Annotated in this window: 17 protein-coding genes; 13 read left to right on the top strand and 4 right to left on the bottom strand. The window is 70.2% G+C overall.

The window, feature by feature from the left end; genetic code table 11:
- Window positions 1-2 precede the first annotated feature (2 nt).
- Together ACZ7M2_RS14255 and ACZ7M2_RS14250 are read right to left on the bottom strand one after the other, a co-directional pair.
- On the bottom strand, window positions 3-1922 hold the full coding sequence (locus ACZ7M2_RS14255; protein ID WP_471595473.1) for a molybdopterin oxidoreductase family protein: 1920 nt from the start codon (window positions 1920-1922) through the stop codon (window positions 3-5).
- Window positions 1919-2890, bottom strand: coding sequence for a 2-dehydropantoate 2-reductase (locus ACZ7M2_RS14250; RefSeq protein ID WP_471595472.1), 972 nt, complete (start codon window positions 2888-2890; stop codon window positions 1919-1921). Before ACZ7M2_RS14250 ends, ACZ7M2_RS14255 begins: the two co-directional genes overlap by 4 nt.
- 806 nt (window positions 2891-3696) lie before the next feature.
- Between ACZ7M2_RS14250 and ACZ7M2_RS14245 the strand changes: the two genes are divergently transcribed.
- Together ACZ7M2_RS14245 and ACZ7M2_RS14240 are read left to right on the top strand one after the other, a co-directional pair.
- A complete protein-coding gene (locus tag ACZ7M2_RS14245) occupies window positions 3697-5013 on the top strand; it encodes an outer membrane protein assembly factor BamB family protein (RefSeq protein ID WP_471595471.1) in 1317 nt (438 codons plus the stop codon).
- 321 nt (window positions 5014-5334) lie between these two features.
- Complete coding sequence (locus tag ACZ7M2_RS14240; RefSeq protein WP_471595470.1) at window positions 5335-5658, top strand: hypothetical protein; 324 nt, start codon at window positions 5335-5337, stop codon at window positions 5656-5658.
- Window positions 5659-5958: 300 nt separating this feature from the next.
- Here ACZ7M2_RS14240 and ACZ7M2_RS14235 read toward each other — a convergent pair whose 3' ends face one another.
- Together ACZ7M2_RS14235 and ACZ7M2_RS14230 are read right to left on the bottom strand one after the other, a co-directional pair.
- Window positions 5959-7062 carry a class I SAM-dependent methyltransferase gene (locus tag ACZ7M2_RS14235; RefSeq protein ID WP_471595469.1) on the bottom strand — a complete coding sequence of 368 codons (1104 nt, stop codon included), beginning with the start codon at window positions 7060-7062 and terminating at the stop codon, window positions 5959-5961.
- Window positions 7059-7382, bottom strand: coding sequence for a glycosyltransferase (locus ACZ7M2_RS14230; protein ID WP_393020388.1), 324 nt, complete (start codon window positions 7380-7382; stop codon window positions 7059-7061). The genes ACZ7M2_RS14235 and ACZ7M2_RS14230 overlap by 4 nt, the downstream gene beginning before the upstream one ends.
- A 348-nt stretch (window positions 7383-7730) precedes the next feature.
- Here ACZ7M2_RS14230 and ACZ7M2_RS14225 point away from each other — a divergent pair, with 348 nt between their 5' ends.
- From ACZ7M2_RS14225 to ACZ7M2_RS14175, 11 genes are all read left to right on the top strand, one after another.
- Window positions 7731-9068, top strand: coding sequence for an OFA family MFS transporter (locus ACZ7M2_RS14225; protein ID WP_471595468.1), 1338 nt, complete (start codon window positions 7731-7733; stop codon window positions 9066-9068).
- Complete coding sequence (locus tag ACZ7M2_RS14220; protein ID WP_471595467.1) at window positions 9034-9171, top strand: MFS transporter small subunit; 138 nt, start codon at window positions 9034-9036, stop codon at window positions 9169-9171. Before ACZ7M2_RS14225 ends, ACZ7M2_RS14220 begins: the two co-directional genes overlap by 35 nt.
- A 179-nt stretch (window positions 9172-9350) precedes the next feature.
- Window positions 9351-10298 carry a beta-ketoacyl-ACP synthase III gene (locus ACZ7M2_RS14215; RefSeq protein WP_352044744.1) on the top strand — a complete coding sequence of 316 codons (948 nt, stop codon included), beginning with the start codon at window positions 9351-9353 and terminating at the stop codon, window positions 10296-10298.
- 161 nt (window positions 10299-10459) lie between these two features.
- A complete protein-coding gene (locus ACZ7M2_RS14210) occupies window positions 10460-11134 on the top strand; it encodes a GntR family transcriptional regulator (RefSeq protein WP_095851607.1) in 675 nt (224 codons plus the stop codon).
- 214 nt (window positions 11135-11348) lie between these two features.
- On the top strand, window positions 11349-12530 hold the full coding sequence (locus tag ACZ7M2_RS14205; protein ID WP_352044875.1) for an ROK family transcriptional regulator: 1182 nt from the start codon (window positions 11349-11351) through the stop codon (window positions 12528-12530).
- A gap of 199 nt (window positions 12531-12729) precedes the next feature.
- The gene (locus tag ACZ7M2_RS14200) at window positions 12730-14247 is read left to right on the top strand and encodes a sugar ABC transporter ATP-binding protein (protein WP_471595466.1); all 1518 of its coding nucleotides are present in this window, start codon (window positions 12730-12732) and stop codon (window positions 14245-14247) included.
- The gene (locus tag ACZ7M2_RS14195; RefSeq protein WP_099919739.1) at window positions 14244-15266 is read left to right on the top strand and encodes an ABC transporter permease; all 1023 of its coding nucleotides are present in this window, start codon (window positions 14244-14246) and stop codon (window positions 15264-15266) included. The genes ACZ7M2_RS14200 and ACZ7M2_RS14195 overlap by 4 nt, the downstream gene beginning before the upstream one ends.
- A 42-nt stretch (window positions 15267-15308) precedes the next feature.
- Window positions 15309-16367, top strand: coding sequence for a substrate-binding domain-containing protein (locus ACZ7M2_RS14190; RefSeq protein ID WP_352044747.1), 1059 nt, complete (start codon window positions 15309-15311; stop codon window positions 16365-16367).
- 52 nt (window positions 16368-16419) lie between these two features.
- Window positions 16420-17724, top strand: coding sequence for a Gfo/Idh/MocA family protein (locus tag ACZ7M2_RS14185; RefSeq protein ID WP_471595465.1), 1305 nt, complete (start codon window positions 16420-16422; stop codon window positions 17722-17724).
- Between the two features lie 13 nt (window positions 17725-17737).
- A complete protein-coding gene (locus ACZ7M2_RS14180) occupies window positions 17738-18742 on the top strand; it encodes a sugar phosphate isomerase/epimerase family protein (RefSeq protein WP_471595464.1) in 1005 nt (334 codons plus the stop codon).
- Between the two features lie 80 nt (window positions 18743-18822).
- A complete protein-coding gene (locus tag ACZ7M2_RS14175; RefSeq protein ID WP_471595463.1) occupies window positions 18823-21327 on the top strand; it encodes a carbohydrate-binding protein in 2505 nt (834 codons plus the stop codon).
- Window positions 21328-21340: the final 13 nt, after the last annotated feature.

The following is a 21340-nucleotide window of genomic DNA, read 5'->3' as shown; positions in this document are numbered from 1 at the left end:
CATCACCTCACTTGAGTCGCGACCGGCAGCTTCTCGATCCGGATGGCCGACGCCTTGAACTCCGCCGTCCCCGCGATCGGGCAGTTCGCCTCGATCGTCAGCTGGTTGGTGTCCACCTCGTCGGGAAAGTGCATGGTCATGAACGCAAGGCCGGGCCGCAGCGCGGTGTCGATCCACACGGGTGCCATGACGGATCCCCGGCGCGAGGAGACCTGGACCTCCTCGCCCACCACGACCCCGTAGTGCTCGGCGTCCTCCGGGCAGAGCTCGACATACTCGCCGCGCCGCAACGGCGAGGCGAAGCCGCCGCTCTGCACCCCGGTGTTGTAGGAGTCGAGCCGCCGCCCTGTGGTGAGCCGGATCGGATACTCCTCGTCCGTCAGATCCACGGGCGGGTCGTGCTGGACGATCCCGAACGGCGCGAGTCGGCCGCGTTCGGCGGGGTCCGAGGCCCACAACCTGCCGTGCAGATAGGTGGGTTCGAGCCGCCCGGTGTCGGGGCAGGGCCACTGGATGCCCTGGTGCTCCGCCAGACGTTCGTACGTCATCCCGTAGTGGTCCGGCGACACCGACCGCAGCTCGTTCCAGACGGCCTCGGCGTCGGCGTACTTCCAGTCGTGCCCGAGACGCGCGGCGAGGTCGCAGAGGATGGCGATGTCCTCGCGGGCCTCACCGGGCGGCGTCACCGCCGCGCGCACCCGCTGCACCCGCCGCTCGCTGTTGGTGGTGGTGCCCTCCGTCTCCGCCCACCCGGCGGTCGCGGGCAGCACGACGTCCGCCAACTGGGCGGTCTTCGTGAGGAAGATGTCCTGCACGACGAGGAAGTCGAGGGCGCCCAGCCGCCGTACCGCCTGTTCGCTGTCGGCCTCCGACTGCGCCGGGTTCTCGCCGATGCAGTAGACGGCCTTCAGCGTGCCCTCTTCCATGGCCTCGAACATCTCCGTCAGGTTCAGCCCGTAGTGCGGCTGGATGACGGTGCCCCAGGCGGACTCGAACTTCAGCCGCGCCTCGGCGTCGAGGATGTCCTGGAAGCCGGGGAGGCGGTTGGGGATGGCGCCCATATCGCCGCCGCCCTGCACGTTGTTCTGCCCGCGCAGGGGCTGGAGTCCGGAGCCGTGGCGGCCCACGTGCCCGGTCAGCAGGGTCAGGTTGATCAGAGCGCGGACGTTGTCGGTGCCGTTGTGGTGCTCGGTGATGCCGAGGGTCCAGCACAGCTGGGCGCGCTCGGCGCGGGCGTACGCGTGCGCCAACTGCCGTATCGCCGCCGCCGGTACGCCCGTCACCTTCTCGGCGAGCGACAACGTCCAGGGCTCGACGAGCGCCCTGTACTCCTCGAAGCCGCTGGTGGCCCGCTCGATGAAGGCGTGGTTGGCGAGGCCCGCGTGGATGATCTCGCGGCCGATCGCGTGCGCCATCGGGATGTCGGTGCCGACGTTCAGACCGAGCCAGCTCTCCGCCCACTCGGCCGTGGACGTACGGCGCGGGTCGACCGCGTACATCCGGGCGCCGTTCCTGATCCCCTTCAGCACGTGCTGGAAGAAGATCGGGTGTGCGAAGCGGGCGTTGGAGCCCCACATCACGATGAGGTCGGTCTCCTCGACCTCCGCGTACGAGGAGGTCCCGCCGCCGGAACCGAAGGCGGCGCTCAGGCCCGCGACGCTCGGGGCGTGGCAGGTGCGGTTGCAGGAGTCGACGTTGTTCGTGCCCATCACGACCCGGGCGAACTTCTGGGCCACGTAGTTCATCTCGTTGGTCGCGCGGGCGCAGGAGAACAGGCCGAAGGCGCCGCGGGCGGCGCTCAGTCCCGCCGCCGCGCGAGTCAGGGCCTCGTCCCAGCCGGCCCGCCGGAAGGGCTCGTCGCGCGCGTCACGGACCAGGGGGTGCGTGAGCCGGGCGTAGATCTTCGATTCACGTTTCCTCATGCGGCGCTCCTCAGCGCGAGCAGGTCCGAGATGGCGTGGACGGTGCGCAGGGTGGGCACCTCGACGCCGGTGATGTCCGCCAACTCGACGACAGCCGCCAGCAGTACGTCCAGTTCGAGCGGCTTGCCGCGCTCCAGATCCTGGAGCGTGGAGGTGCGGTGGTCGCCGACGCGCTCGGCGCCGGCCAGCCGCCGTTCGATGGAGACGCCCACCTCGCAGCCCAGCGCCTCGGCGACCGCGAGCGTCTCGGTCATCATGATCTCGATGACCTTGCGGGTGCCGCCGTGCAGGCACATCTGCCGCATCGTCGCGCGGGCCAGCGCGCTGATCGGATTGAAGGAGATGTTGCCGAGCAGCTTGAGCCAGATGTCGTTGCGCAGATCCCGCTCGACCGGGCACTTGAGACCGCCGGCCGTCATGGCCTCGCTGAACGCCGTGCACCGGTCGGAGCGGGTGCGGTCGGGCTCGCCGACGGAGAACCGGGTGCCTTCCAGGTGCCGTACGACGCCCGGTCCTTCCAGCTCGGTCGCGGCGTACACGACACATCCGACGGCCCGTTCGGGCGCGAGCACCGCACTGACCGCGCCGTTCGGGTCCACGCTCTCCACACGGTGGCCGTCGTGCGGGCCGCCGTGCCGGTGGAAGTACCACCAGGGGATGCCGTTCTGGGCGGCGATCACCGCCGTGGTGTCGTGCAGCAAAGGCTCGATCAGCGGCCCGCACGCCGCGTACGAGTTGGCCTTCAGACCGAGCAGGACGTAGTCGACCGGGCCGACCTCGGCCGGGTCGTCGGTGGCATGGGCGCGCGCGGTGAAGTCGCCACGCGGGCTGAGGACTTGGACTCCGTGCTGCCTCATGGCCGCAAGATGCGGTCCACGGGCGATGAGGTGCACATCGGCGCCGGCGCGGTGCAGCGCGGCGCCGACATAGGCGCCGATCGCACCGGCGCCGAGAACGGCGACTTTCACTGTGGCTCGCTCCGTTCGGTCGAGGGTACCGAGGAACTGCCGAACTCTGTCGACGAAATATTGTCTACAGTATGGAACTTGGGGCGGCAAGGCTTCGCGCAGCACCTCGACGGACCACCATGACCACGAGCGGTAGGTGGCGGTTCCGATCGTTGGTCGGCGAGCGGTAGCGGCGTGCTGGTCTGAACGCGCTTGGTTGTGATCGGTTGGGGAGATTGGTGTACGCCGCGTACGACGTGGTGCGGTCCTGAGGCGGTGGCAGCTGAAACCGGACGCCCTCCGACCCTTCCCGGAACGGGGCGTGATCTTCCGCCGGTTCGCCGCAGCTCCGGGCTGGACCTCGCCGTTCCCGACGCAACCCACCACGACTGCCCGACGCCGTGATGCACACCTGCGTATCGAGTCCTGATCAATGTGCCTTCCAGAGGCCCGCCCCGAGGTGCCTGCCGGCGTGGGAGGGGCACATGTCACGTCCTGCGTTCTTGAAGTAGCCCGGCCGGCCGCCCCAGGTCCGCTTTGCCGAGACGGCGTGGACGGCCGTTGCTGATGGCAGATGGACGCGGGCGGTGCGGCGAGTGCCTCCGCCTGTCGGAGAGCCCGCTCTGACCGTCGGCGACGATCGCTCGCGGATGGTCGCTGTGGGCGGGGACGTCGGGGCAGTTCAGTGGAACGGCAGTGGGACCGCGGACTGCAGATGGACGGGGCACCGGATCGGTGTCTATGAGCGGGACGGATTGCGGTGCCGGCATCTGGTGAGGTCCTGGTACCCCGTACGATCTCTCGCCTTCCACCCTGTTCTTCCCCTGTTGGCCGTCGGCACGGGACGCTACGACGGCGGCTACTCCTTCGAAGGCGAGCTGTTGCTGATACACCTCGGTTCCGGCAACGTGGTGTCCGCGTTGCCGCACCCGCGGGAGGTGCTCAGCGTCGAATGGCGCAGTGAGACAGCACTGCGTCTGGTCCTGGCCCCGTGCGATGACTGGGACAACCCGCACGCACACAAGCAGGGACATACGGTCCTTGTCACTCGCGCGGACTGGGGCGCAGTCGAGCTGCGGGCGATCGGTGTTGAAGAAATGGCAGCCCCCGCAGAGCCGGCCGTTCAGCCGGATCACAGTGCGGAGACCCGCCGGCTTCTCGCGGACCTCGCAGCCGCCGCCGGTCGGCAGTGGTCAGTACGTCGACGGGTGTGGGCTGTCGAAGGCATGGAGGACGGCCGCGTGCTGGCCGCTCTGGACGGGGTCCTGGCGGAGTCGTGGCTGCCGTCAGGAGACCGGCAGTGGGCGGTGGAGGACGAGGAAGGCGGCCGCCAGCTGGTTCTGGCTTCCGACGGAACATCGGTCTGGGCCAACGCCGAACGCCGCGGTCGCCGGAAGGGAAGACGCTGGGAGACGTCCGCGCCCCGGCTCGTCAGGATCGCCGTCGACGCAGGGCAGGTGCTGGAAACCCTGAGCCCGGGCATGTGCGCGGTTCTCGTCACAGGCGGCCAGAGGACGATCCTGAGGCCGTTGGACGGCCGCAGCAAGCGTCCCGCGCGGCTGATGATGTACGACCTCGAAAGTCCGGTGGACGGTCCCGAGGTAGGCCGCTTCGACCCGCTCAATCACGGGTTTGCAGTCCGGTGCGCGAGTCGCCCGTATGTGCTGGTAGGCACTGACCTGGATAGACCGCACAAGGACAAGTGGATCGCGGCCGTGGGCGCCGACGGGACCTTGCGGCGGCTCTTCCCGCACTCCTGGGTACCGCAGGAGCACCACTTCGGGGGTCCGGCGGTCGAGATCGGGCAGTCCCTGGTGTATGCCGGCGCCGTCCACCATGGGCATGGGCTCCAGCCGGGTGGCGCCTACGTCGTACGGCGATCCCTGAACGGCGCGGTGCAGTGGCAGTACCGGACCGATCATCCCGCCACCGCCCTCGATGCTGACGCAGATACGGTCTACGTGGCCTACAACTCCGGAGCCCTGACAGCACTGGACGCCGGCAGTGGCTCGGTGCGATGGCACACCGAGCTTGAGGTCGGCGGAGTACCGACCACCGCACTTTCTCTCGCGGTAGCGTCCCAAGGGCACTTGCTCGTCGGGACCGTCGACGGCCGCATCCTGGAGTGTTCAGTTCGCGGGTGACCCCGCGGGAGCAATCACTCGGAGCTGGCGATGCGGCTCAGAACGGGCTGGTGAGCCGGCCGGAGCGCGCATGCCGATCATGACCGGTCGATTGCCCGCGTCATCTGCCTCGCCGGAGTGGGCCCGCGAGTTCACTCCTCTGACGGTCGTCTTCCAGGCCGCGGCCTCTGCCGATCACGCCATGCTGGTCTGGCTCGGCCGAGGGCCAGTACCGGCGGCCCGGACGTTGGACAACAGGCAGAAGGCCTGCCGCTCCGCAGCCAGACTGCTGGGCAGACGCGGGAGGCCGAGCAGACTGCCAAACTGGCCTCGAGGGCGGCCGTGCACGCCGCCCTCGACGACCCGTCCGCAGTGGCCCAACTGCTTGATTGCCTACGGGACGCCGGGGCAGAGGAGCAGCTGACCACACTGACCGCGAGAGCCGCCACGCACGCCTCCCTCGACAACCCGTCTGCGGTGGTCCGGCTGTTGGACAGCCTGTGCGCGGCCGGGGCGGACGAGGAGACCGCCGTTCTGGCCCGGTTTCCTGCCGCAGGGCTCTTCAGTGAATTCGTCCAGATCAACAATGCTGAGGAGCGGTTCCGATTCGGAAGGGAGTCCGATGGGCAGGCCGCCGTCATGTGGACGTGGGAGGACCTGAACTGATTCCGTGTCGGCGGCCCGCCAGCCGGGCAACATGGGCGAGGCCGTCGACGTCTACGGTCGCGTCCTCGGCCACCAGGGCCCCTACGTCCTGGACGGCGCCCGCTTCCCCGGCTCCACGGGCGCCCGCACCCGTCTACACCATCGCGGCGCTCGCCGAGCACAGCATGGAGACCATCGTCCGCCGGGACGTCGGACGCGTCTTCTGACGGGCCGTCCGAACGGACGCTGCCGGGCCCGGTGCGCGGTCGCGCCGGGCCCCGCAGCAGGGCGTCGGAGGACAGACGGTACGGGTCGCGAGGGTCAGTCCCGGCGGGCCACCAGCCGGTAGGCGTTGGAAAGGCCCAGGGGCCGGGCCACGCGTTTGACGACGAGGCGGTCCAGCAGCCTGCCCAGGAGCAAGGCCGGGATGCCGGCGATCACTGTCATGGTGCGGAGTGTGCGCTGAAGGCGGGACGGCGGAACCGGCAGCCAGGGCAGGTCGTCACGCGGTGCGACCGCGTCCAGGGCAAACCAGACAGCGGCCAGCAGGTCGACGGGGTCGTGGGGCTCGGCGTGCTGCTCCGCGACCACCGTGAAGCCGAGGTCCGTGAGACGAGTACGCAGGTTCTCGACCGGGACGAAGTGCAGGTGCTGCGGCTGCAGCCAGGGCAGCCACCAGCGGCCGAGAAGGCGGGCATAGCGACTGTCGGGGTCCGGGACCTCGATCAGCAGGTGGCCGCCGGGTCGGACGGCCCGGTACGCCGCCTGAAGTTCGCGGGCCGGTTCCGTGCTGTGCTCCAGGTAGTGGAACATGCTGACGACGTCGTAGCCGTCGGTGAGTTGCTCAGCCAGCTCGGGAAAGCTGCCCCGGTGGCCCTGGTCCACGCGTCCGGCGCGCTCGGCGAGTTCGGCGCCGTCGGTGAAGTCGAGGCCGTCGAAGCTCGTATCCGGGAAGACAGTGCGGGCCGCCTCACAGAAGTGGCCGTGACCGGTGCCGACGTCCAGCCAGTTCTTGGGCGTGGGGGCGAATGGGACCAGGGACTCGGCACGCTGCACGTACATTTTCGTCCGGCTTGCGAAGGTCATGGCGAGCTGCTTCTCGCCCAGGCCGTCATAGAAATCGCGGTAATAGAACTCCAGGCCGGCCTCGCTGAGCCGCGGGTTCTGGAAGGTGTGCCGACATCCCGCGCACCGGTCGAGGACGAAGCGGCCTGGCTTGTGCTGGATCAGGTCCGTGGTGCGCAGCCGCGTCGCCAACCGGGTCGAGCCGCACCACGGGCAGGTGTCGCGCCGGGGTTCGAAGAAGCGGTCCAGGCCTTCGGCGAGGTCGGCCCGGTAGACCGGACGCAGCGCGGCGACCTGCTCGGCTCGGCCCGGGGACACGGGCTCGTGCTCGTGGGTGCGGTTCTTGTGGTCGTTGCTCACTGGTCCTCCTTGGGAGCGCGCCATTGGCCGCTCCAGGTGGGTCGCGGCCACCCCGCTGCCGCCGACCGCGCGGAACGCCGTGCGGATCCGGACGGCTGCCGCGCGATGGGCGGGATCGTGAAGTACGGCGTCCAGCGCGGTGCCCAGCCGCCCGGCGTTGACTGGCCGAACCGGACCCTGACGCCCGCGCCCGCGTCGGTCACCTGTCCGGCCACGACCGGCTGGTCATCGCGGAGCGGAGCCACGACGAGGGGGACGGCGTGCCAGAGGGCCTCGCACATGGTGTTGTTGTGACTGGCGTGGCAGGTTACTGCGTCCATCCGTTCCAGGAACGGGAGTTGAGGGACCGAGGGAGAGAACGAGGACGTCCTTGTCGTGGGTGTCGGCGCCGAGCGCGCGGCCCGGGTCGACGATCACCTCCTGCCCGGTCGGTCCGTTCGCGCACGGATGCCAGGCACCCGCCCAGGAAGCGCGCCCCACATCGGTGTCGGCGGCGCCGAGCGTCACGAGGCGGCTCGCCAACCGCCGCTCGCGGTCACACCACCGTGGGCCACCGTGCAGGCCGGCCGACCGTTCGTCGCGCGATGGATACCGCTCACCGCATACCGTCGACGAGTTGGTGTCGAACGGCTTCACAACCGGGCAACCGCTTCCTATCGTCCGGGATCATGAGTCCCCCTGTCGCGCCACCCGGCTGGAGCCGCTGGCTCGTCCCGCCCGCCGCACTCTCCGTCCACCTCTCCATCGGCCAGGCGTACGCCTGGAGCGTCTTCAAGCCGCCGCTCGAATCCGCGCTCGGCCTCAGCGGGACCCAGAGCGCGCTGCCCTTCCAGCTCGGCATCGTCATGCTCGGACTGTCCGCCGCGTTCGGCGGCACCCTCGTCGAGCGCAACGGACCCCGCTGGGCGATGACCGTCGCCCTGGTCTGCTTCTCCACCGGCTTCCTGATCGCCTCGCTCGGCGCCGCCACCGAGCAGTACTGGCTGATCGTGTTCGGCTACGGCTTCGTCGGCGGGATCGGCCTCGGCATCGGCTACATCTCACCCGTATCGACCCTGATCAAGTGGTTCCCGGACCGGCCCGGCATGGCCACCGGCATCGCGATCATGGGCTTCGGCGGCGGTGCGCTCATCGCCTCGCCGTGGTCCGCGCAGATGCTGAAGTCCTTCGGTTCCGACTCCTCCGGCATCGCGCTCGCCTTCCTCGTGCACGGGCTGTCGTACGCCGTGTTCATGACGCTCGGCGTCCTGCTGGTGCGGGTGCCGCGCGGCGACAAACCGCCGGTCAAGGCAGGACCCGCGCCGCTCGACGGGGTGCAGGTGTCCGCGAACAATGCCGTGCGCACCCCGCAGTTCTGGTGCCTGTGGGTCGTGCTCTGCATGAACGTGACCGCGGGCATCGGCATCCTGGAGAAGGCCGCCCCGATGATCACGGACTTCTTCGCGGGCACCTCGACCCCGGTGTCGGTCTCCGCCGCCGCGGGCTTCGTGGCGCTGCTCTCGGCCGCGAACATGGCGGGCCGGATCGGCTGGTCCTCCACGTCCGACCTGATCGGCCGCAAGAACATCTACCGCGTCTACCTCGGCGTGGGCGCGATCATGTATCTGCTGATCTCACAGTTCGGGGACTCCTCCAAGCCCCTGTTCATCATCTGCGCCCTGGTGATCCTCTCCTTCTACGGCGGCGGCTTCGCGACGATTCCCGCCTACCTGAAGGACCTCTTCGGCACCTACCAGGTCGGTGCCATCCACGGTCGGCTGCTCACCGCCTGGTCCACGGCCGGCGTCCTCGGGCCGCTGATCGTCAACTGGATCGCGGACCGCCAGAAGGAGGCGGGCAAACACGGTGCGCAGCTCTACGACACTTCGTTCCTGATCATGATCGGGCTGCTGGTCGTCGGGTTCGTCGCCAACGAGCTGGTGCGACCCGTCCATGCCCGCCACCACATCCCCGCCCCGAGGGAGGCCGCCGATGACGACTCCGTCCAGCCCCAGCAGTCCGCCTGACCGCCGTCCGCTGATCGCCCTCGCGTGGCTGTGGGTGGGGGCGCCGCTGTGCTACGGCCTGTACGAGCTCGTCCTGAAGGCCAAACAGCTGTTCACGGGGTAACGCCCGGCGTAGGGACTGCGGCGCCGGGCGTGTGTACGGACGTGGGCAGGGCGTCCGAAGGTCTGACAGAAGCCGACAAGCCTGACGCCGCTTTCCTGTGGCAACACCTGCCGTCGTACCCGCGAGTCACTGATCAGACTGGAGGATCCCCCTACCCAGGCAACGAGGGAGACCCCCCAATGAACGGCTCACGCATCGCGGCCGTCGGCCACTACCAGCCCGCCAAGGTACTCACCAACGAGGACCTGGCGGGCCTGGTCGACACCAGTGACGAGTGGATCACGAGCCGGGTGGGCATCCGCACGCGCCACATCGCCGGTCCCGACGAGCCCGTCGACGAGCTGGCCGCGCACGCCGCGGCCAAGGCGCTCGCGGCGGCGGGTATCACCTCGGCCGACATCGACCTGGTCCTTGTCGCCACCTCCACGGCGATCGACCGCTCCCCGAACATGGCCGCCCGGGTCGCCGCCCGCATCGGCGTGCCCTCCCCGGCCGCGATGGACGTCAACGTGGTCTGCGCGGGCTTCACGCACGCGCTCGCCACCGCCGACCATGCCGTGCGCGCGGGGGCGGCGACCCGGGCCCTCGTCATCGGGGCGGACAAGATGTCCGAGGTCACGGACTGGAGCGACCGTACGACCTGTGTCCTGGTCGGGGACGGGGCGGGGGCCGCGGTGGTCGAGGCCGCCGCTCCCGGCACCGAGCCCGGGATCGGACCGGTGCTGTGGGGATCGGTGCCCGAGATGGGGCACGCCGTACGCATCGAGGGCACGCCCCCGCGGTTCGCGCAGGAGGGGCAGAGCGTCTACCGCTGGGCGACGACACGGCTCCCGGCGATCGCCCGGCAGGCCTGCGAGCGGGCCGGGCTCGCGCCCGAGGACCTCGCCGCGGTCGTCCTGCACCAGGCGAACCTGCGCATCATCGAACCCCTCGCCGCGAAGATCGGCGCCGTGAACGCCGTCGTCGCGCGCGATGTCGTCGACTCCGGGAACACCTCCGCCGCCAGCATCCCGCTCGCCTTCTCCAAGCTCGTCGAACGCGGCGAGATCAGCACCGGTGACCCGGTGCTCCTGTTCGGCTTCGGCGGCAACCTCTCGTACGCGGGACAGGTCGTCCGCTGCCCCTGACGTGCGCGGACAACCGGGTGTGACGCGTCCGACCCTCCCCGGGCCTGGCCATGGTGCGCCGTAGACTGTAGACGAAAGACAATCGATACTGTCTTTTGACACGTGCTTTCCGGTGACGCGACGGTCACGGTGACGGGATGGCTCGGCAGGAGGGGACCCCGATGTTGTCGACAGGACTGCCGCCGGGGGCGGTGCCCAAGCTCGAACGGCCAGGCCCGCTGCGCGACCGCGTCTACGAGGCGCTGCTCGAACTCATCACGACCCGCGCCCTCCAACCGGGCCAGCACCTGGTCGAGAGCGAGCTCGCCGGGCACCTGGGCGTCTCCCGGCAGCCGGTCCGCGAGGCGCTCCAGCGGCTGAACACGGAAGGGTGGGTCGATCTCCGGCCCGCCCAGGGCGCCTTCGTGCACGAGCCGACCGAGGAGGAGGCCGACCAGCTCCTCACGGTCCGTACGCTGCTGGAGGCCGAGGCCGCCCGGCTCGCCGCCGCCAACGCCGGCACCGCCGGCATCACCGCGCTCGAGGAGCTGTGCGCCGAGGGTGAGCGCGCGGTCGCCGCCGACGACGTGGACGGCGCGGTCGCGATGAACGCCCGCTTCCACGCGAAGGTCATGGAGCTCGCGGGCAACACGGTCCTCGCCGAGCTGGCCGCCCAGGTCGACCGCCGGGTCCGCTGGTACTACACGCCGGTCGCCCGGCAGCGCGGCCACCAGTCCTGGATCGAGCACCGCGACCTCATCGCGGCCATCGCCGCCCGCGACGAACCCCGCGCCACCCAGGTCATGCGCGCCCACACGGAGCACACGCGCAAGACGTACCACGAGCGCGAGAAGTAACCCACCTCATTCGTGCGCTCCCCCTGTGACCCGGACCGGCCGCGTCCGGGTCTCTCTTTGTCCACTCAGTGGAGAAAGTTGACGGCAATCTCTGCGCAACTTCTTCCCACTCCCGGCAGCCGCTGCTACGTTTCCATCGAAAGCAAGCCACGGTGATGTGGCCAAAACCCGTTGGACACTGGCCGATTGAGGCGGGGAGGGGCTCGTGAGACGTATGACGGCACGACCCGCGAACGCGCACCAGGCGCGACTGCTGCGCCTGCTGCGCGACGGTGGCCCCAACTCCCGGGCCCAGCTCGGCGACCAGATCGACCTCTCCCGGTCGAAACTGGCCGTCGAGGTGGAACGGCTCCTGGAGACCGGGCTCGTGGTCGCCGACGGCCTCGCCGCATCCCGCGGCGGACGCCGCTCCCACAACATCCGGCTCGCCCCGGCGCTGCGCCTCCTCGGCGTCGACATCGGGGCCACCTCGATCGACGTGGCCGTCACCAACGCGGAACTGGAGGTCCTGGGGCACATCAACCAGCCCATGGACGTCCGCGAGGGACCGGTCGCCGTCTTCGAGCAAGTCCTGGCGATGGCAGCCAAGTTGAGGTCATCGGGGCTCGCGGAGGAATTCGACGGCGCCGGGATCGGCGTCCCGGGTCCGGTCCGCTTCCCCGAGGGCGTTCCGGTCGCACCGCCGATCATGCCCGGCTGGGACGGCTTCCCGGTCCGCGAGGCGCTCAGTCAGGACCTGGGCTGCCCCGTCATGGTCGACAACGACGTGAACCTGATGGCGATGGGGGAACAGCACGCGGGCGTCGCACGCTCCGTGGGCGACTTCCTCTGCGTCAAGATCGGCACCGGCATCGGCTGCGGCATCGTCGTCGGCGGTGAGGTCTACCGCGGTACGACGGGCAGCGCCGGCGACATCGGGCACATCCAGGCCGTGCCCGACGGGCGTCCGTGCGCCTGCGGCAACCGGGGCTGCCTGGAGGCCCACTTCAGCGGGGCCGCGCTCGCCCGGGACGCCACGGAGGCCGCCCAGCAGGGGCTTTCGGCGGAGCTCGCCGCGCGGCTGGAGGCGGCGGGCACGCTGAGCGCCGTCGACGTCGCCGCCGCGGCCGCCGCGGGCGACGCCACCGCCCTCGGGCTGATCCGCGAGGGCGGCAACCGCACCGGGCAGGTCATCGCCGGCCTCGTCTCGTTCTTCAACCCCGGCCTGGTGGTGATAGGCGGCGGTGTCACCGGCCTCGGCCACACGCTGCTCGCCGCGATCCGTACCCAGGTGTACCGCCAGTCGCTGCCGCTGGCGACCGGCAACCTACCCATCGTGCTGGGGGAGTTGGGGCCGGCCGCCGGGGTCATCGGCGCGGCCCGGCTCATCAGCGACCACCTGTTCTCGCCCGCGTAACCCCGCCAGAGCCGCACGAACCACTCCTGGCAGAACCGCACGCAGCACTCCTGCCGGAGCCGCACCAAAGGTCATCTCACTCAAACACCCCACCCAACACCCCACCCGTACAGCACCCTGCTCTGCCCTGCCCGAAAACGCCCGCTCCGCGAGCGCACCGCCCTGAAACCGGCCCGCACGCCCGCCAAGGGGAACCGTCATGGCACCAGAACCACCGCTGCTCACCATGTCCGGCATCACCAAGTCGTTCCCCGGAGTCCGGGCCCTCGACGGCGTCGACCTCGACGTCCAGGCCGGCGAGGTCCACTGCCTGCTCGGCCAGAACGGGGCCGGGAAGTCCACCCTCATCAAGGTCCTGGCCGGCGCCCACCAACCCGACGGCGGCACCATCGGCTGGCGCGGCGAACCCGTCACGCTCCGCTCCCCGATCGCCGCCATGCGCCTCGGCATCGCCACCATCTACCAGGAACTGGACCTGGTGGAGGGCCTGTCGGTGGCCGAGAACGTCCACCTCGGCCATGAACCCACCGCCGCCGGTTTCGTCGTACGGGGAAAGGCGGCCAAAGCATCGACGGCGCAGCTGCTACGCCGACTCGGCCATCCGGAGATCGACCCGGCACGCCTCGTCGGTGAGCTGTCGGCCGCCCAGCAGCAGATCGTCTCCATGGCGCGGGCACTCTCCCACGACGTACGCCTCATCGTCATGGACGAACCGTCCGCCGCCCTCGACCCCGACGAGGTCGACAACCTCTTCCGTACCGTCGGCGACCTCACCGCGGACGGCGTCGCCGTCGTCTACATCTCGCACCGGCTGGAGGAGATCCGCCGCATCGGCGACCGGGTGACCGTACTGAAGGACGGCCGCGCGGTGGCGGGCGGACTGCCCGCGAAATCCACCCCCACGCGCGAGGTGGTGGCGCTGATGACGGGCCGCAACGTCGAGTACGTCTTCCCGGAACGGCCCACGCGAGGACCCTCGTCCGAGCCGGTGCTCAGGGTCCAAGGACTGGCACGCGCGTGCGAGTTCGAGCCCCTCGACCTCGAACTGCGCCCCGGCGAGATCGTCGGCCTGGCCGGTCTCGTCGGCTCCGGGCGCTCCGAGATCCTGGAGACGATCTACGGGGCCCGCAAGCCGACAGCCGGTCAAGTCATGGTGGATGGGCGGGCGTTGCGCACCGGCAGCGTACGCGCCGCCGTCCGCGCCGGACTCGGACTCGCCCCCGAGGAGCGCAAGGCGCAGGCCCTGCTGATGCTGGAGTCCGTCACCCGCAATGTGTCCGTGTCCTCCATGTCCCGCTTCTCACGCGGGGGCTGGATCGACCGGAGCGCCGAGCGAGGCGCCGCACGCGCCGCGACACGCGAGCTGTCGCTGCGCCCCGACAACCCGTCCGTCCCGATCCGGACGCTGTCCGGCGGCAACCAGCAAAAGGCCGTCCTGGCCCGCTGGCTGCTGCGCGGCTGCCGCGTCCTGCTGCTCGACGAACCCACCCGCGGTGTCGACGTCGGCGCCCGCGCCGAGCTGTACGCGGTCATCCGGCGCCTCGCCGACGAAGGCCTCGCCGTCCTGCTCGTGTCGAGCGAGGTGCCCGAGGTGCTGGGACTCGCCGACCGCGTGCTGGTGCTCAGGGAGGGCCGCGTCGTGCACGCGGCGCCCGCCCAGGAGCTCGACGAACACCGCGTACTCGACCTTGTCATGGAAGGAAGCCCGGCGTCATGACGCAGCCCGTGTCCCCGCCCCGGGGCAGCACCGACAAAGTGCCGCCGATGAGCGAACTCCCCGCGTGGCGCACCCTCGCGGCCCGCGCCGACGTCCGCACCCTCTCGCTGCTCGGCGTGCTCGTCGCCCTGATCGTCATCGGCGGTATCACCAAGCCCGACGAGTTCCTCGACACCCGAAACCTCCAACTCGTCCTGACCCAGGCCTCGGTGATCGGCGTGGTCACCGTCGGCATGACCTTCGTCATCACCTCCGGCGGCATCGACCTGTCCGTCGGCGCGATCGTCGCCCTGTCCTCCGTGTGGGCCACGACGGTGGCGACCCAGGAGTACGGCTTCGCGGGCATCCTCTTCACCGCGGTGCTCGTCGGTGTGGGCTGCGGTCTGGTCAACGGCCTGCTCATCGCGTACGGCGGGATGGTCCCGTTCATCGCGACGCTCGCCATGCTCGCCTCGGCCCGCGGCCTCGCCCTCCAGATCACCGACGGCAAGACCCAGATCGTCACCATCGACGGGATCCTGAAACTCGGCGAACGCGACTCGTACATCCTCGGCATCCCGCCGCTGGTCCTGGTCTTCGCCGTCGTCACGATCATCGGCTGGCTGATTCTCAACCGCACCACCTTCGGCCGCCGCACGGTCGCCGTCGGCGGCAACGCGGAGGCAGCCCGGCTGGCCGGCATCGACGTACGGCGCCAGCGCCTGTACCTCTACCTGCTCTCCGGACTGTGCTGCGGCATCGCCGCCTTCCTGCTGATCATCCTGTCCGGCTCCGGCCAGAACACCAACGGCAACCTGTACGAACTCGACGCCATCGCCGCCGCGATCATCGGCGGGACCCTGCTCAGCGGGGGCCGCGGCACCATCACCGGTTCGGTGCTCGGTGTCCTGATCTTCACCACGATCACCAACATCTTCGCGCTGAACAACCTGCAGAGCGACGTCCAGCAGATCGCCAAGGGCGCGATCATCGTCGCCGCGGTCCTGGTCCAGCGGCGTACGGCAGCAAGCAGTACCTGACACCGGAGCAAGCAGCGCCTGACACGGGAAGGGCCCACCGCCATGCCAGAATCCACGAGTTCCACCAGCTTCACGAGCCGCAGAGGCCTCCTCTTCGGGACCGCCGCCGCCTCGGCCGGCGCCCTCCTGGTCGGCTGCACCAGCAACGACACCAAGGACGAGAAGGCGGCCGCGGACACCCGGCCGGCCGCCGACGACAAGCCCGGCAAGCACGTCACCATCGGTTTCGCGGGTCCGCAGGCCGACCACGGCTGGCTCAACGCGATCAATGACAACGCCAAGAGCCGGGCCAAGAAGTACTCGGACGTGTCGCTGGAGATCACCGAGGGCTCCAACGACACGGCCGCGCAGATCGGCCAGATCGAGACACTGATCAACAAGAAGGTCGACGTCCTGGTGGTGCTGCCCGCCGACGGCAAGGCGCTCACCCAGGTCGGCCTGAAGGCGATGCGCGCGGGCATCCCGGTCGTCAACCTCGACAGGATCTTCAACACCCCGCAGGCGTACCGCTGTTGGATCGGTGGCGACAACTACGGCATGGGCCTCAGTGCCGGCCACTACATCGGCGAGAAGCTGAAGGACAAGCAGGACGCCAAGGTCATCGAACTCGCCGGGCTCGACAACCTGGAACTCACCAAGCAGCGCACCCAGGGCTTCGACGCGGCCCTGAAGAACTACCCCAACATCAAGAAGGTCGCCCGCCAGGCCGCCGACTTCACCGTCGAGTCGGGACAGGCCAAGATGGCCCAACTCCTCCAGGCCCAGTCGAAGTTCGACGCTCTGTGGAACCACGACGACGACCAGGGCGTGGGCGCCCTGCGCGCCATCAAGCAGGCCGGGCGTGAGGACTTCCTGATGGTCGGCGGCGCGGGCGCGCTCTCCGCCTTCCAGGCCATCCAGGCCGACAATAGCGTCCTGAAGGCCACCGTCCTCTACCCGCCGACCATGGCCGCCTCCGCGATCGACCTCGCCCGCGCGCTCGGTCAGGGCAAGGGGATCGGAGGGCTCGCCGAGTTCGAGATCCCGGTCTCGCTCACGCTCTACTCGGCCGTCGTCGACAAGGACAACGTCGGCCAGTACATGGCCACCGGCTTCAGGTGATCCGCCCCGCTCACACCCCCCACAGCGTCACGACGACGAGGAGGACATCCGTATGGGACAGCCGCACCAGGGCGAGGCAGCCGGGGTGGAGGCGGGGTTCGTTGCCGGGCCCTGGCCGGAGGCGGGGCTCGCTTCCAGGCCCGGAGCCGAGGCGGCCGGGGCGAAGGCGGCCAAGCCGACGCTCGGGGTGGGCATGGTCGGTTACGCCTTCATGGGCGCCGCCCACTCCCAGGGCTGGCGCACCGTGGGCCGCGTCTTCGACCTGCCGCGCAGCCCGGTCCTCGCCGCCGTCTGCGGCCGGGACGCGAGCGCGGTGCGGGCCATGGCCGACCGGCACGGCTGGGCGGCGGCCGAGACCGACTGGCGGGCTCTGATCGCCCGGGACGACGTCGACCTCGTCGACATCTGCACCCCCGGCGACAGCCATGCCGAGATCGCCCTCGCCGCCCTGGCCGCCGGCAAACACGTACTGTGCGAGAAGCCCCTCGCGAACACGGTCGAGGAGGCGGAGGCGATGACGGAGGCCGCCGAGGCAGCCTTCGCCCGTGGTCAGATGTCCATGGTCGGCTTCAACTACCGTCGGCTGCCCGCGACTTCACTCGCCCGGAAGATGGTCGCGGAGGGGCGGCTCGGAGCCCTGCGGCACGTACGGGTGACGTACCTTCAGGACTGGCTGGTGGACCCGGAGTTCCCGCTCACCTGGCGGCTGCGCAAGGAACTCGCGGGGTCGGGCGCGCTCGGCGACCTGGGGGCCCACATCGTCGACCTCGCCCAGTACCTGGCGGGCGAGCCGGTCGTCGGGGTCTCCGCGCTCACCGAGACGTTCGTGCGGGAGCGCCCGCTGCCGGGCGGAGTCTCGAGCGGCCTGACCGCCGTATCGGGGACGAGCCCGCGGGCGGGGGGTGTCGGCACGGTCACCGTCGACGACGCCGCCCTCTTCACCGGCCGCTTCGCCTCCGGTGCGCTCGCCTCCTTCGAGGCGTCCCGCTTCGCGACCGGGCGCAAGAACTCGCTGCGCATCGAACTCAACGGCGAGCGCGGCTCGCTCGCCTTCGACCTGGAACGGCTCAACGAGCTCTCGTACCACGACCACACCGAGCCCGGCACGCACGCGGGCTTCCGCCGGATCCTCGTCACCGAGCCCGACCACCCCTACCTGGAAGCCTGGTGGCCGCCGGGCCACGGCCTCGGCTACGAGCACACCTTCACCCACCAGGCCCGCGACCTGGTGCGGTCCATCGCCGCAGGCCGGCGCCCCGAACCGTCCTTCGCCGACGGGCTGCGGGTGCAGCGCGTCCTCGCGGCGGTGGAGGAGAGCGCCGAGAAGAACTCCGTCTACACACCCATCGCGGTCTGAGGAGGCCCCGGACATGCCGCGCACCTTCACACTCTTCACCGGCCAGTGGGCCGACCTGCCCCTCGAAGAGGTCTGCCGCCTCGCCCGTGACTTCGGCTACGACGGCCTCGAACTCGCCTGCTGGGGCGACCACTTCGAGGTCGACAAGGCGCTCACGGACCCCTCGTACATCGACTCCCGGCACGCGCTCCTCGACAAGTACGGCCTCAAGTGCTGGGCGATCTCCAACCACCTGGTCGGCCAGGCCGTCTGCGACGCCATCATCGACGAGCGGCACCAGGCGATCCTGCCCGCCCGGATCTGGGGCGACGGTGAACCCGAGGGCGTACGGCAGCGGGCCGCCGCCGAGATCGCCGACACCGCGCGCGCCGCGGCGGCCTTCGGCGTCGACACCGTCGTCGGCTTCACCGGCTCGGCGATCTGGCACCTGGTCGCGATGTTCCCGCCCGCCCCCGAGTCGATGATCGCGCGCGGCTACGAGGACTTCGCGACGCGCTGGAACCCCATCCTGGACGTCTTCGACGCGCAGGGCGTGCGGTTCGCGCACGAGGTCCACCCGAGCGAGATCGCCTACGACTACTGGACAACACAGCTCGCGCTCAAGGCAGTCGACCACCGACCGGCGTTCGGACTGAACTTCGACCCCTCGCACTTCGTCTGGCAGGACCTGGACCCGGTCGGCTTCCTCTACGACTTCCGCGACCGCATCTACCACGTCGACTGCAAAGAAGCCCGCAAGCGGCTCGACGGCCGCAACGGCCGGCTCGGCTCGCACCTGCCCTGGGGTGATCCCCGGCGCGGCTGGGACTTCGTGTCGGCCGGGCACGGCGACGTCCCCTGGGAGGACGTCTTCCGCATGCTCCGCTCCATCGACTACACGGGCCCCGTCTCGGTCGAGTGGGAGGACGCCGGCATGGACCGGCTCCAGGGCGCACCCGAGGCCCTGACCCGACTCAAGGCGTACGACTTCGAGCCGCCGTCGGCATCCTTCGACGCGGCGTTCGGCAGCAACGACTGACTTCTCCTGTGTCTCCGGGGTGACGGCGCACCCCGGCGCAAGCACCCGCTCGTACAACCAGCCCCTTTCTGGAGGCATTCGTGCACGGGAAAGACCGCGCCACCCGCACCGACAGAACCGAGACCCGCAGACGACGCCCCGCATTGCGCCGAGCGCTCGCCCTGCTGAGCGGCGCGCTGCTCGCGGCGGCCTCGCTCACCCTCAGCGCACCCCCGGCCGGCGCAGCCGTCGCCGACCCGGGGAACACGGCAGCGGCGGAGGACTTCCAGCAGGTCACCCTCGCCAAGGGCGAGCCCGAGGTCGGCGAGCCCATGTCGCTCGCCGTGCTCCCCGACCGCTCGGTCCTGCACACCTCGCGCGACGGCGAACTCCGCCTCACCGACGCGGCCGGAAACACCAAGCTCGCGGGCAAGCTCGACGTCTACACGCACGACGAGGAAGGCCTGCAAGGCGTAGGCATAGACCCGGGCTTCGCCGGCAACCGCTTCATCTACCTCTACTACGCGCCGCCCCTGAACACCCCGGCGGGCGACGCCCCCGAGACGGGCACGGCGGCCGACTTCGCCCCCTTCGACGGCGTCAACCGTCTCTCCCGATTCGTCCTCAAGACGGACGGCACCCTCGACACCGCCAGCGAGAAGAAGATCCTCGACGTCCAGGCCACCCGCGGCATCTGCTGCCACGTCGGCGGCGACATCGACTTCGACGCGGCGGGGAACCTGTACCTGTCGACCGGAGACGACTCCAACCCCTTCCAGTCCGACGGCTTCACGCCCATCGACGAGCGCCCCGACCGCAACCCGGTCTTCGACGCCCAGCGCTCGGCCGGCAACACCAACGACCTGCGCGGCAAGATCCTGCGCATCAAGGTCGACGCGGACGGCTCGTACTCCATCCCCGACGGCAACCTCTTCCCGCCCGGCACGGACAAGACGCGCCCCGAGATCTACGCGATGGGCTTCCGCAACCCGTTCCGCTTCAGCGTCGACAAGGCGACGGGCATCGTCTACGTCGGTGACTACGGCCCCGACGCGGGCGCGGCCGACCCGGCACGCGGCCCCGGCGGCCAGGTCGAGTTCGCCCGCGTCACCGGCCCCGGCAACTTCGGCTGGCCGTACTGCACGGGCAAGAACGACGCCTACGTGGACTACGACTTCGCGACGAAGACCTCCGGCGCCGCCTTCGACTGCAACGCCCCGAAGAACACCTCCCCGCACAACACGGGACTGACGGACCTGCCCCCGGCGCAGCCCGCCTGGATCCCCTACGACGGCGCTTCCGTCCCGGAGTTCGGCAGCGGCTCGGAGTCCCCGATGGGCGGCCCGGTCTACCACTACGACGCCTCGCTCGACTCGCCCGTGAAGTTCCCGCAGGCGTACGACGGGAACTTCTTCGCCGGAGAGTTCGGCCGCCGCTGGATCAAGCGGATCGCGAGCGATTCCGCCGGCACGGTGCAGTCCATCAACTCCGTCCCGTGGACCGGCACGCAGGTGATGGACATGGCGTTCGGACCGGACGGCGCCCTGTACGTCCTCGACTACGGCACCGCCTGGTTCGGCGGCGACGAGAACTCGGGCCTCTACCGCATCGAGAACGCCACCGACGGCCACTCGCCCGTCGCGCAGGCCGCGGCCGACCGCACCTCGGGACAGGCCGCGCTCAAGGTGAGCTTCTCCTCGGCCGGTTCGTCCGACGCGGACGGCGACGCCCTCACCTACAGCTGGGACTTCGGCGACGGCGGTACGTCGACGGCCGCGAACCCCTCCCACAAGTACAGGACGAACGGCACCTACACGGCGACGGTGACCGCCAAGGACGCGACCGGCCGCACCGGCAGCGCCAGCGTGCAGATCGTGGTCGGCAACACCGCACCCAAGGTCGTGATCGAGCAACCGCGTGACGGTCAGTTGTTCAGCTTCGGTGACCCCGTACCGTTCAAGGTGAAGGTCACCGATCCCGAGGACGGCCGAGCGATCGACTGCGCCAAGGTGAAGGTCACCTTCATCCTCGGTCACGACAGCCACGGCCACCCGCTCACCTCGGCGAACGGCTGCTCCGGCACCCTCCAGACCAGCGCCGACGGCGGCCACGACCAGGACGCCAACATCTTCGGAGTCCTCGACGCCGAGTACACCGACGGCGGAGGCGGCGGCCAGGCCCCGCTGACCACCCACGACCAGAACGTGCTCCAGCCCAAGCACCGCCAGGCCGAGCACTACAGCAAGGCCTCCGGCATCACCGTCCAGACGAAGACCACCGCGCACGGCGGAAAGACCGTCGGCGACATCGACAACGGCGACTGGATCTCTTTCACGCCCTACTCCCTGAGTGACGCCCAGAAGATCACGGCACGCGTCGCCTCCGCCGGCGCGGGCGGCACCCTCGAGATCCGCGCGGGCTCCCCGACCGGCCGCGTCCTGGGCCGGGCGACCGTACCGGTGACGGGCGGCTGGGACACCTTCCAGGACGTGAGCGCCGATCTCGCGCACGCCCCGAGCGGCACCACCACGCTCTACCTCGTCTTCAAGGGAAGCGGCACCGGAGCGCTCTACGACGTGGACGACTTCACCTTCACGACGAGCTGACGGGGGGGTGACG

Source organism: Streptomyces sp. NPDC111507 (assembly GCF_055638955.1).
Note: the sequence above shows the minus strand (reverse complement) of the source record. Positions and strands in the feature narration are given on the sequence as shown.